General features: G+C 70.5%; 10 protein-coding genes. 7 read left to right on the forward strand and 3 right to left on the reverse strand.

The annotated features are described in order from the left end of the window. Window positions 1-4 precede the first annotated feature (4 nt). Window positions 5-1513, reverse strand: a complete 1509-nt coding sequence (locus tag Dvina_RS24490; protein WP_223104793.1) for an SMP-30/gluconolactonase/LRE family protein — start codon at window positions 1511-1513, stop codon at window positions 5-7. Window positions 1514-2053: 540 nt separating this feature from the next. Here Dvina_RS24490 and Dvina_RS24495 point away from each other — a divergent pair. Then, window positions 2054-4525: a non-reducing end alpha-L-arabinofuranosidase family hydrolase gene (locus Dvina_RS24495; RefSeq protein ID WP_223104794.1), complete on the forward strand. Its 2472-nt coding sequence runs from the start codon at window positions 2054-2056 to the stop codon at window positions 4523-4525. Here Dvina_RS24495 and Dvina_RS24500 read toward each other — a convergent pair. Continuing rightward, on the reverse strand, window positions 4522-5373 hold the full coding sequence (locus tag Dvina_RS24500) for a LysR family transcriptional regulator (protein WP_223104795.1): 852 nt from the start codon (window positions 5371-5373) through the stop codon (window positions 4522-4524). The genes Dvina_RS24495 and Dvina_RS24500 overlap by 4 nt on opposite strands. Window positions 5374-5443: 70 nt before the next feature. On the opposite strand from Dvina_RS24500, the gene Dvina_RS24505 reads away from it, so the two are divergent. Next, window positions 5444-6187, forward strand: coding sequence for an SDR family oxidoreductase (locus Dvina_RS24505; protein WP_223104796.1), 744 nt, complete (start codon window positions 5444-5446; stop codon window positions 6185-6187). A 10-nt stretch (window positions 6188-6197) separates the two neighbouring features. Here the strand turns inward: Dvina_RS24505 and Dvina_RS24510 are convergent, their stop codons facing one another. Beyond that, a complete protein-coding gene (locus Dvina_RS24510) occupies window positions 6198-6770 on the reverse strand; it encodes an ATP-binding protein (protein WP_223104797.1) in 573 nt (190 codons plus the stop codon). A 371-nt stretch (window positions 6771-7141) separates the two neighbouring features. Here Dvina_RS24510 and Dvina_RS24515 point away from each other — a divergent pair, with 371 nt between their 5' ends. The 5 genes from Dvina_RS24515 (at window position 7142) to Dvina_RS24535 (ending at window position 12377) form a co-directional block, all read left to right on the forward strand. Then, window positions 7142-8410: an MFS transporter gene (locus Dvina_RS24515; RefSeq protein WP_223104798.1), complete on the forward strand. Its 1269-nt coding sequence runs from the start codon at window positions 7142-7144 to the stop codon at window positions 8408-8410. Between the two features lie 76 nt (window positions 8411-8486). Next, on the forward strand, window positions 8487-9854 hold the full coding sequence (locus tag Dvina_RS24520; RefSeq protein ID WP_223104799.1) for an ABC transporter substrate-binding protein: 1368 nt from the start codon (window positions 8487-8489) through the stop codon (window positions 9852-9854). Then, window positions 9851-10747: a carbohydrate ABC transporter permease gene (locus tag Dvina_RS24525; protein ID WP_223104800.1), complete on the forward strand. Its 897-nt coding sequence runs from the start codon at window positions 9851-9853 to the stop codon at window positions 10745-10747. The genes Dvina_RS24520 and Dvina_RS24525 overlap by 4 nt, the downstream gene beginning before the upstream one ends. Next, on the forward strand, window positions 10747-11673 hold the full coding sequence (locus tag Dvina_RS24530) for a carbohydrate ABC transporter permease (RefSeq protein ID WP_246656412.1): 927 nt from the start codon (window positions 10747-10749) through the stop codon (window positions 11671-11673). The genes Dvina_RS24525 and Dvina_RS24530 overlap by 1 nt, the downstream gene beginning before the upstream one ends. Beyond that, window positions 11670-12377, forward strand: a complete 708-nt coding sequence (locus Dvina_RS24535) for an alpha/beta hydrolase family protein (protein WP_223104801.1) — start codon at window positions 11670-11672, stop codon at window positions 12375-12377. Before Dvina_RS24530 ends, Dvina_RS24535 begins: the two co-directional genes overlap by 4 nt. Window positions 12378-12381: the final 4 nt, after the last annotated feature.

The raw sequence follows: 12381 nt of genomic DNA on the forward strand, positions 1-12381 counted from the left end.
AGGATCAGTACGGGTTGCCGGGCAGGTTGAGGCGCACGCTGTAGAGGCCGGCGCCCGACGACGGGGTGCCGGAGGTGATGAACAGCGTCCGGCCGTCGGCGCCCCCGAACGCCGCGTTGGTCGTGGCCCGCCCGACGGTGATGAGGCCCAGCTGCGCGCCGCTTGGCGCGTACACGTGGATGGTGCCCTCGGGGTTCGAGGCCCAGTACAGGTTGCCGGCGCAGTCGATCGTGACCCCGTCCGGGCCGTTGATCGACGTGAAGACACTGCGCGCGCCGATGGTGCCGTCCGCGCCGATGGGATACTTGACGATCTGGTTGGTGCCCATGGCGGCGACGTAGAGGGTCCGGCCGTCGGGGGACAGGGCGATGCCGTTGGGCTGGCGCAGACCGCCGTCGACGAGCTCCACCTGGCCGTTGCGCACGCGGAAGACGCCTGTCATGCCGCTCATCGCGTCGGGCCGGTTGCCCCGCTGGTAGTTCGGGTCGGTGAAGTAGACGGTGCCGTCGGCGGCGATGGTGAGGTCGTTGGGCGAGTTGAAGAGCTTGCCGTTGTACTGGCCTGCCACGCTCGTGCGCGCGTGGTCGGCCAGGCTGTAGGCCGAGACGCTGCGCTGGTCGTGCGTCGCGGCGATGATCCGGGTGCCGTCGGCCGTGACGGCCAGGCCGTTGCTGCCGGCGTTCGGGATGAACTGCTCGAAGGTGGACTGCGGGGTGTAGCGCCAGATGTTGGAGGGCTGCACACCCTCGGACCCGGTCGCGCTCTGCAGGTCGGAGAAGAGCAGGTAGCCGGGGTTGGCCACCCATGTCGGCCCCTCGGTGAAGGCGAAGCCGCCCCGCAGCAGGGTCGCCGACATCGACGGCGCCGGCAGCGGGCCGGCCGACGAGGAGCACGCCGGTGCCGGGGCACTCGCCGACGGGCTGACTGAGGGGCTCCCTGACGGGCTGCCCGGCGGGCTGACTGAGGGGCTGCTCGACGGGCCGCCCGTCCCGGGGGAGCGCCACTGCTGCTCGGCGCCGCCGCCGCACGTCCACAGCACGACCCGCGTGCCGCCGGCGGTGCCCGCGCTGCGCGGCGTCAGGCACAGCCCGGACTGCACGCCGGTGACGGTGCCGTCGGCGTTGACGCTCCACTGCTGGTTGGTCTGGCCGTTGCAGTCCCAGATGACGACCGCGGTGCCGTTGGTGGTGCCGTGCCCGTAGGCGTCGAGGCACTTGCTGCCGTAGACCGTCAGCTGCCGGCCGGCCGTGTAGGTCCAGCGCTGGTTGGTGCCGCCGGTGCAGTCCCACAGCTGTGTCGCGGCGCCGTTGGCGGTGCCGGCTCCGCTCACGTCGAGGCAGCGGCCGGACTGGACACCGACGATCGGTGCGGTCTGCCCGGGCCCGATGGTCGCGGCCAGCGCCGGTGCCCGGGTCGCCAGCACCACGCCGGCGAGCACCGCGAGCGCGACCAGGGCGCCGATGCCGGCCGCCGTCCGGCGTTGCCTCCGGTGTCCGATGTTCGAGCTGGTCATGACCCTCCTTCGAGACTGCGAACTCGACGTGCGTCGATGCCCGAAGTGTTTGCCGACTCGCCGCCGACGGTCAATCGCACCAGATCCGATGAACCGGGCCGACCGGGCATTTCCGCCGAGAGATGCCCGTAAGGCGTTCCGAAACTCTCGGCCGCTCCATGAAATTTTCGCCGCCACCGAGCGCTACCGCGCCATCAGCGACGGCTCGCCACCGCCCGTTCGAATCGGTCCGGCGTAGTGGCGGAAGGTGCTCGCGAAGAAACTGTTATGGATCGGCCGGCGATCAAGTCAATGCCGAAAATTTCGGCGAGCAATGCATTCGTGATGCATCGCAAAAGGCGTCATGAGCTGCGGGAACAGCGTCGGCGGCAGGATCTGGCGGGATTGCTCCGCTTGAATGTTCCGGAAAGTTCTGGAAGCCTCCGGTCCTACATGCGAACGCTCCGCTAGGCGCTCGCCGATTGACCCGCCAAGGTCGTACCCGGCCGAGCATGTTAGCGCTCACGCGACGCTCAAATTACCGGTAGTAAGGAGACCAGGGTGGCTAGAAGCCCTTCCGCTCGACGGGGCGGGAAGAGATCATTCGCGATCAGAGCGCTGATCGGCGGCGTGGTCGGTGTCGTTGCGGTGTCGGTGGCCGCGGTCATGATGCCCTCGGCGAACGCGGCGGCGAGCACGCTCGGCGCGGCCGCGGCGCAGTCGGGTCGGTATTTCGGCACGGCGATCGCGGCGGGCCGGCTCGGTGACTCGACGTATTCGACGATCGCCGGGCGTGAGTTCAACATGGTGACGGCTGAGAATGAGATGAAGCCGGATGCGACGGAGCCGCAGCGGGGGCAGTTCAACTTCAGCTCGGGTGATCAGATCTACAACTGGGCGACGCAGCGTGGCATGAAGGTGCGTGGGCACACGTTGGCGTGGCATGGGCAGCAGCCTGGGTGGATGCAGAGTTTGTCGGGGTCGAGTCTGCGGCAGGCGATGATTGATCACATCAATGGTGTGGTGGGTCATTACCGGGGCAAGCTGGCGTACTGGGATGTGGTGAACGAGGCGTTCAACGAGGACGGCAGCCGCCGTAACTCGAACTTGCAGGGTACGGGCAACGACTGGATCGAGGTGGCGTTGCGCACGGCGCGGGCCGCGGACCCGTCGGTGAAGCTGTGCTACAACGATTACAACATCGAGAACTGGTCGTACGCCAAGACGCAGGGCGTGTATCGGATGATCCAGGACTTCAAGTCCCGGGGTGTGCCGATCGACTGTGTGGGGCTGCAGACGCACTTCACCGGTGGCAGTTCGTTGCCGTCGAACTTCCAGACGACGCTGTCGAGCTTTGCCGCGTTGGGTGTGGATGTGGCGCTGACCGAGGTTGACGTCACCAACGCCTCGACCACCCAGTACGCGGGGTTGACGCAGGCGTGTATGAACGTGGCTCGCTGTGTCGGCATCACGGTGTGGGGGGTGCGCGACAGCGACTCGTGGCGTTCCAGTGAGAACCCGCTGCTGTTCGACGGCAGCGGCAACAAGAAGGCCGCCTACACCTCGGTCCTCAACGCCCTCAACGCGGCCAGCCCGACGACCTCGCCGACCACGTCGCCGACCGTCTCGCCGACCACGTCGCCGACCGGCGGCTCGACCGGCGCGCCGGGCGGCACCAACGAGATCGTCGGATCGCAGTCCGGCCGCTGCATCGACGTGCCCAACGCCACCCAGACCAACGGCACGCGGGTGCAGCTCTACGACTGCCACGGCCAGTCCAACCAGCAGTGGACCTACACCTCCAGCAAGCAGCTGCAGGTGTACGGCTCCAAGTGCCTCGACGCCAACGGCGCGGCGACCGCCAACGGCACGGGCATCATCATCTGGGACTGCAACGGCGGCACCAACCAGCAGTGGAACGTCAACAGCAACGGCACCATCACCGGTGTGCAGTCCGGGCGCTGCCTCGACGTCTGGGGCACCGGCAACGGCCAGCAGGTCCAGCTCTACGACTGCAACGGGCAGGCCAACCAGCAGTTCCGGCTGGTCTCCCTCGGCGGGCCCACGTCGCCGCCGCCGTCCTCGCCGTCGTCCTCGCCGTCGACGTCGCCGACCGGCGGCCAGACGTGCACGCTGCCGTCCACCTACCGCTGGTCGTCGACGGGCGCGCTGGCCAACCCGGCCAACGGGTGGGTGTCGCTGAAGGACTTCACCAACGTCGTCTACAACGGCAAGCACCTGGTCTACGCGTCGAACGTCAACGGCAGCGGGCAGTACGGCTCGATGGGCTTCAGCACCTTCACCAACTGGTCGGACATGGCCTCGGCCACGCAGACCGGGATGAGCCAGGGCACCGTCGCGCCGACGCTGTTCTACTTCGCGCCCAAGAACATCTGGGTGCTGGCCTACCAGTGGGGCCCGAACGCCTTCAACTACAAGACGTCGAGTGACCCGACCAACCCCAACGGCTGGTCATCGCCGCAGGCGCTGTTCACGGGCAGCATCTCCGGCTCCGGCACCGGCGTGATCGACCAGACGCTCATCGGCGACAGCCAGAACATGTACCTGTTCTTCGCCGGTGACAACGGCAACATCTACCGGGCCAGCATGCCGATCGGCAACTTCCCCGGGAACTTCGGCTCGAGCTACACGACGGTCATGAGCGACTCGCAGTACAACCTCTTCGAGGCCGTCGAGGTCTACAAGGTCCAGGGCCAGAACCAGTACCTGATGATCGTCGAGGCGATCGGGAGCCAGGGGCGTTACTTCCGCTCCTTCACGTCCTCCAGCCTGAGCGGCTCGTGGACCCCGAACGCCGCGACGGAGAGCAACCCGTTCGCCGGCAAGGCCAACAGCGGCGCGAGCTGGACGAACGACATCAGCCACGGGGACCTGGTCCGCAACAACCCCGACCAGACCAAGACCGTCGACCCGTGCAACCTGCAGTTGCTGTACCAGGGCAAGAACCCCAGCGCCAGTGGTGACTACAACCTGCTGCCGTGGCGGCCGGGCGTGCTGACCCTGCAGCGCTAAGCGTGCGCGCGTACCGCGGCGGCCCAGATGCGGGCGGCTTCGTGGAAGGCGGCCGTCAGGCCGCCGCGGTCGTGCACCCGGGTGACCGCGACGACCCGGCAGGGTTCCATGCCGGTGACGGGGACCGTCGCGACACCGGGGTGCAGGGTGCCCCGCTGGTCCCCGGCGGGCAGGACGGCGACCGCGCCACCCGCGACGCGTTCGAGCTTGTCCTCGAAGCTGTCGTCCGACTCCGGCGGCCGGCTCCACATCGTCGGGGTGCTCGTGCAGGCGACGAGGCCCTCGCCGGCCAGCTCGCCGGCCGTCAGCGCGGCCCGGCCCGCGAGGGGATGCGTGGCGGGCAGCAGCGCCACCCGCGGCTCGTCATAGAGGACGTCCAGCCGCACAGCGTCAGCGGGCAGTGCCACCGGCAGCCGGGTGAGCAGGGCGTCCACCCGGCCGTCGAGCAGTGCCGACGCCTGCGGCCAGGTCAGGTGCCGGGTCCGGATGCCGGCCTGCGGGAATCGGTCGCGCAGCCGCTGCGCGACAGGGGTGACCACGAGGTCGCCGACGTGACCGATCGTCAAGGCCCCGCCCGGACCGCGGGCGGCCGCGACGGCCCGCGCCGCGCCGTCCAGCAGCGACGTCGCCTCGGTGCGGAAGGCGTCGCCGGCGGCGGTGAGGCGGCTGCCCTGCGCCGTGCGCTCGATGAGACGCACCCCGAGCTGCTCCTCGAGGCGCCGGATCTGCCGGCTCAGCGACGGCTGAGCCACGTGCAGGACGGCGGCGGCCCGGCCGAAGCTGCCGTGCTCGGCGACGACCGTGAAGTAGCGGACCAGCCGCAGGTCGAGGTCCGGCGTGCGCGTCATACCCCGATGGTATGGCGGCCGTGCGGAACAGGTCTTGGACCCGGCCGCCGGGGCGGGCTTGAGTGGGCGCATGAGCGACTATGCGGGCAAGAAGGTTGTCATCACCGGCGGGAGCGGCGGCATCGGGTTCGCCGCCGCGCAGCTCCTGGCCGCGGGCGGCGCGCGGGTGCTGATCACCGGGCGGGACCCGGACCGGCTCGGCACCGCCCGTGATCGGCTCGGCGGTGACGTCGTGGCGGTCCGCAGCGACACGGCGGTCCCGGCCGAGGTTGACGCGCTCGCGCAGCGGGTGCGGGCCGAGTGCGGCACCGTCGACGCGCTGCTCGTCAACGCCGGGATCACCAGCAACCGCCCGTTCGCGCAGGTGACGGCCGACGACTACGACGAGGTGTTCGCGGTGAACACCCGCGGGCCCTACTTCACGGTGCAGCGCCTCGCCCCGCTGCTGGCCGACGGCGGCGGCGTCGTGTTCACCACCTCGGTCGCCGGCACCAAGGGCCTGCCGGCGAGCAGCGTCTACGCCGCCAGCAAGGCCGCGCTGCGCTCGATGACCCGCAGCCTCGCCCGTGAGCTGCTCGCCCGCAACATCCGGGTCAATGCGGTGAGCCCGGGCCCGATCGACACCGGCATCCTGCGCCGGAGCATGCCGGCGGACGCGGCGGCCGGGCTGGAGGCGCAGTTCGTCGCCCGCAACCCGATGGGCCGCCTGGGCGAGCCGGCCGAGGTGGCGCGGGCGATGCTGTTCCTGGCGTTCGACGCCACCTACACCACCGGCGCCGAGCTGACCGTCGACGGCGGCGCGGCCCAGCTGTAGTCGCGGTGCGCTACAGCGGGCGTGGCTCGATGCGTCGCCGGGGTCGTCGCCGGCATATCTCCGCGGCGGCGGCGGTCGCCGCGGCCGCCCGGGCGCACAGATACTGGCTCGTCCCGAGCAGCTCACGGGTTCGTTCGGCCAGGGCAGCGGCCAGCGAGGCCGGGGCGGGCGAGGGCGGCGTCCGCCTGCCGTCCGGCTGCTCCGAGGCGATGATCGCGGTGATGGTCGTGCCGACGCGTCCGGGGCCGGCGTGGACGTACAGCAGCCGGGCGAGCCGGCGGCAGAGCCACAGGCCGCGCCCGCCGGTCGCGGTGGGCTCCGGCCGGACGCGCCCGATGTCGGTCCTGGTGAGCCCCGGACCGGCGTCGGTGACCCGGCAGTAGAGCGTGGTGCCGCGGTGCCACAGCTGCAGCCGGCCCCGGCCGCCGCCGTGCCGGATGGCGTTGGTCGCCAGCTCGGTGGCGATGAGCAGGAGGCCGTCGATCTGGCGCCGGTCGGTGGTGTGCTCGCCGGCCCGGGCGGCCAGACTCGGGCGCAGCTCGGCGAGGTCGCCGAGGTCGAAGTGCCGGTCCAGGTCGAACATCGGCCGGCTCCCCGGCGGCGCCGGACGCGCTGTGCCGGCCGGCTCGTCCAGGCCGACCGAGCGTAACTCCTCGGCCACTCCGGACCTCCAGCGTCGGGCCCGCGCCGGACGCGGGCGGCGGCACCTGAGGCCGCCGACCGGCAGGTCACTGGTGCGCTTGTCATGATACGTCGCAGGTCGGGCGTCCCTCAACCGGACCGCTGCCCGTCCGTCGGAACCCCGGACGCCGCGGCCGTGGACCGCGACCGGCCCGCAGCGGGTGGCCGTTTGACGGCCGGCGGGGGCCTGCTATAGCGTTACCCACCCCCGAGCAGCGCATCTTGGAGCCGGGGCGGCGGGACTGCGTACCCACCGTCTCAGCGGAGGCTCCAATGTCCGATCGACCTGCCCTGCGGCACCGCGACTTCCGGCTCCTGCTGTTCGGCCAGACGACGAGTCAGTTCGGCGCGCAGGTCAGTGGGGTGGCCATCCCGCTGCTCGCCGTGCTGATGCTGCACGCCTCGCCGTTCGAGCTCGGGCTCGTCACCGCGGCCGGGACCGTCGCGTTCGCGCTGATCGGGCTGCCGGCCGGGGCGTGGGTCGACAGGTGGCCGCGGCGGCCGGTGCTCGTCGCCGCGGATCTGAGCCGGGCGGTGCTGCTGGCCGCCATCGTGGTCGCCGCGCTCGCGGGCTGGTTGAACGTGTGGTTGCTGATCGTGGTGTCGCTGCTGACCGGCTTCGCGCGGGTGTTCTTCGACGTCGGGTACCAGAGCTATCTGCCCTTCGTGGTCGGACCGCGCGGGCTGCTGGCCGGCAACTCGGCGATGGAGACCGTCCGCGCCACGGGCCAGGTGGCCGGTCCGGGGATCGGCGGCTGGCTCGTCGCCGTCGCCGGGGCGGTGCCGGTCGTGGTGATCCAGGCGGTCACCTACGCCGTGTCCGCCGGGTCGCTGCTGGCGATCTCGGCCCGGGAGCCCGCCCGGCCGGCCCCGGCGGTCCGCCCGCGGCTGCGGGCCGACATCGGGGAGGGCCTGGCGCTCGTGGCCCGGACCCCGGTGCTGCGGGCCACCGCCGTCACCAGCGCCGCGAGCAATTTCGCATTCGCTGTCGCCTCCGCCGTCACGGTCCCGTTCATGGTGCACACCGTCGGGCTGTCACCGGCCGGCATCGGCATCGTCATGGCGCTCGGCTCGCTGACCGTCGTCGCCGGCGCGGCGGTGACGCCACGCCTGGCCCGGCGCCTGGGGTCGGCGCGCATCGTGTGGCTGTCGCTCGCCGTGACCGGCCCCGTGGGGCTGCTCGGCCCCCTCGCCCGCCCCGGATGGCCGGTGGTCCTGCTCGTCGTCGGCGCGGCCGCGGGTGAGCTCGGCCAGATCGTCTACGCGATCAGCAACGTCAGCCTGCGCCAGCGGCTGTGCCCAGGGCACCTCCTGGGCCGGGTGAACGCGACGATGCGGTTCGTGATGATGGGCATCTTCCCGCTGGGCGCGCTGCTCGGCGGCGTCGCCGGCCAGTACGCCGGCCTGCGGGCGACCCTGTGGCTGGCCGGCGCCATCATCGCCGTCGCCGCCCTGCCGGTGCACCTGGCGCTCCGCGGCACCCGCGATGTCGAGCAGTTACCGCAGTGGATTCCTTCGAACACGGAGAGTAGCGTTGATTGATGACGTTGCGGGCGGGGTATGGGCGGGAGCCGCAGGCCATGCGGCGTGTGTAGGCGTTGTCGAAAGGACCCCCCTCATGACATACAGGCGATTGGTCACCGCCATGGTCGGCGTCGCGACCGTGCTGGCCGCGACGACCGCGTGCGGATCGTCCGGCGGCGGTGGCGGCTCCGCCGACGCCGTCGACTTCGGCGCCAAGGCCACGGGCACGCTCAGTGCCTGGGGCTTCAACAACGCCGACGACGTCGGCAAGGCCCGCATCGGCTACGCCGCGCAGCAGCTCGGTGACGTGAAGATCGAGATGGATCAGACCAACTTCGACGCGCAGAAGTTCACCACCCGCCTGGCCAGCGGCAGCGTTCCGGACGTCGTGCAGATGGACCGCGAGCTGGTCGTCACCTACGCCGCGCAGAACCTGGTGATGCCGCTCGACAAGTGTCTGTCGGCGAACACCGTCGACGCCAAGCAGCGGTGGTACCCCAACGTCGTCGCCGATGTCACGTACAAGAACCAGATCTGGGCGGTGCCGCAGTTCTACCAGCCGGCGGCGATCCTGCTGAACCGGACCCTGATGGAGGCCGCGGGGGTCCAGGACGCCGACATCGATACGTCGAACCCCGACCGGCTCATCGCCGCCATCGCCAAGATGTACAAGGCCAACGGGGACGTACCCGCCACGCTCGGCTTCAACCCGCAGGCGACCGGGCAGATCCCGCTGTGGCTGGTCGCGATGGGCGGCAAGGTCGCCGATGCCGACGGCAAGCCGACGCTCACCGACCCGGCCAACGCGGCCGCGATCGAGCTGCTCAAGAAGATCGTCGACGCGCAGGGCGGCTACGCCAAGTACAAGAGCTTCACCGACTCGTTCGACGTGTTCGGCGACAAGAACCAGTTCGTCGGCAACCAGGTGGCCGCGGAAGTCGACGCGCAGTGGTACCCCAACGTCCTGTCGCCGTACAAGGACAAGGTGAAGCTGGGCGCGGTGCCGTTCAAGGGCAAGGACGGCCAGCCGGTCACGCAGGCCGGCGGCTCGGCGTTCGTGATCCCGGCCAAGGCGAAGAACCCGGCCGCGGCGTGCAAGTGGGCCCTGGCGCTGACCGACGACGGGTCCTGGAGCGCGGCCGCCGAGGCCCGGGCGGCGACGGTCAAGGCGAAGAACTCCGTCAACACCGGGCTGTTCACCGGCTCGCCCGCCGCCGACAAGGCGATCCGCGACAAGTACATCACCCCCAGCGGCAGCGCCGGGTTCGACCAGGTGATCAGCACCTACTACGACATCGTCGGCACCGGCAAGAGCGCCGGCGCGTCCCCCGCGGGGCAGCAGATCAAGCAGGAGATGCTCAACGCCGTCACCGCGGCGCTGCTGGGCACCAAGACGGTCCAGAAGGCCCTCGAGGACGCGCAGGCGGCGTCGATGGGCGCCTACAAGAACATCGTCGGATGAGGTACCAGCGCCGCGAGGCCGTGGCCGGCTACCTGTTCATCGCGCCGTGGATCATCGGGTTCCTCATCTTCACCCTCGGCGCGATGATCTACAGCCTGGTCATCTCCTTCAGCCACTACAACCTGGCGACCGACGTCATCAAGCCGGCGGGCCTGGCCAACTACCAGGCGCTGCTCGACGACCCGAAGGTCGCCACGTCACTGAGCAACACGCTGTTCTACGCACTGCTGGCAGTACCCGCGGAGATCTGCTTCGCGCTCCTGCTGGCGGTGCTGCTCGACCGGGTCGGCCGCGGTGCCGGATTCTTCCGGACGGTCTACTACCTGCCGAAGATGACGCCCACCGTCGCCACCGCGTCGGTCTTCCTGCTGCTGCTCAACGGCAATGTCGGAGCCGTCAACCAGGGGCTGCGGCTGATCGGGATCGACGGGCCGCAGTGGCTCGTCGACCCGGCCTGGCTCAAGCCGTCGGTCGTGCTCATGACACTGTGGACGGTCAGCGGCACGATGGTCATCTTCCTCGCGGCGCTCAAGAACGTGCCGCGCGACCTGTACGAGGTGGCCTCGCTCGACGGGGCCGGTCCGGTGCGCCGGTTCTTCTCCATCACGCTGCCGATGATCTCGGGTGCGATGTTCTTCAACGTGATCATCCTGACCATCGCCGCGTTCCAGGTGTTCGACCAGGCGTACCTGCTGTTCTGGCGGGACCAGAACAACGCCGCGCCCGACGCGTCGCTGTTCTACGCGGTGTACCTGTTCCAGGAGGCGTTCCGGCAGTTCAACTTCGGCTTCGCGGCCGCCATGGCCTGGCTGCTGTTCGTCATCCTCATGATCCTGACGTTCATCCAGGTCAAGGTCGGCAACCGGTTCGTGTACTACGAAGGGTCCCGCTGATGACGACGACCCGGCCCGTCCCCGCCCCGCTGGCCGTGACCGGACCGCTGATCGAGCCCGCGCCCGCCCGCCCGGCCGAGCGCCCGCGCTGGAGCGTGGCCCGGGTCCTCATGACCGTGCTGCTCGTCGGGTTCGCGGCGCTGTTCCTGTACCCGCTGGTGTGGCTGCTGGCCGCCAGCCTCAAGCCGGCCGGGCAGGTGTTCGACAACTCCCTCATCCCGCACACCTGGCGCTGGGACAACTACGTCGCCATCTGGGACGAGCTGCCGCTGCTGCACTGGGTGGTCAACAGCGTGTCGATCTCCCTGCTCGCGGCGGTGGCGGTGTCCGTCTCCAGCTCGGTCGTCGCGTTCGGGTTCGCCTACTTCCGCTTCCCCGGCCGCAACCTGCTCTTCGGGCTGGTGCTCGCCACCATGATGCTGCCGGGCTCGGTCACGATGATCCCCACGTACCTCATCTGGCGCGAGACGGGCCTGCTCGGCACCTGGGTGCCGCTGTTCGGGGCCAACCTGTTCGGCTCCGCGTTCTACATCTTCCTGCAGCGGCAGTTCTTCCTCGGCCTGCCCCGCGAGCTGTTCGAGGCGGCCCGCATGGACGGGGCGAGCTACTGGCAGCTGTTCTCGCGCATCGCCATGCCGCTGTCGATCCCGTCGTTCGTCATCGTGTTCCTCTTCGAGTTCCAGGCCGCGTGGAACAACTTCCAGAGCGCGCTGATCTACCTCAACGGCGGCACCGTCGAAGGCTTCACTGCACCGCTGGGCATCGCCTACGCCATGACGAAGTACAGCCCGACGGCCGGCGGCCACGGCGACTACCAGTACGTCATGGTGGCCTCGCTGCTCGTGACGATCCCGATGCTGCTGCTGTTCAGTTTCGGTCAGCGGTACTTCATCGAGGGCGTCGCCACCCAGGGGCGCAAGGGATGACCGGCGCCGCCCGCACGATCACGTTCGCCAACGGCACCGGCGGCCGCTGCCTGGCCTCGCTGCTCGTCCCGGACGAGCCCGGCGACGCGGCCGTCATCATCTCGCACGGCGGCACGGCCGACGGCCGGCGGTTCTTCATGGAGGAGGCCCGCGACCTCGCCCGGCGCGGCGTCACCGTGCTGCTGCCGGTCAGCGAGTTTCCCGAGCACGGCGACGCGCAGGCGAGCGAGGCGGCGGTGCGCCGCTCGGTCATCGCCCACCGCCGGGGCCTGGACGTGCTGACGACGGTGGCCGCCGAGCCGCCGCGGCGCCTGTACTATTTCGGGCACAGCGGCGGGTCGGTGGCCGGCGCCATCCTCAGCGCCGTCGAGCCCCGGCTCACCGGTGTCGTCATCGCCGGGCTGGGTGACGGGACAGTGCTGCGCCACGCCGCCGCCGGCCTGCCCCCGGGCCCGGCCACCGACGACTACCTGCGCCGGCTGCGCCGCTTCGAGCCGGTCGGATACGTCTCGGTCCCCGGGCCCCGGCAGCTGCTGTTCCAGTACGGCACCCGCGACGACGCCGTGCTGCGGTCCGAGGCGGTCGCCCTGTACGAGGCGGCCGCCGCACCGAAGGAGTGGCGCGAGTACGACTGCGGCCACGACACCGACAACGCCGACGCCCGCGCCGACCGGGCCCGGCTGTACACCGGCCGCAGTTCGTGACCCC

This window comes from Dactylosporangium vinaceum, assembly GCF_019904175.1.
GTDB lineage: Bacteria > Actinomycetota > Actinomycetes > Mycobacteriales > Micromonosporaceae > Dactylosporangium > Dactylosporangium vinaceum.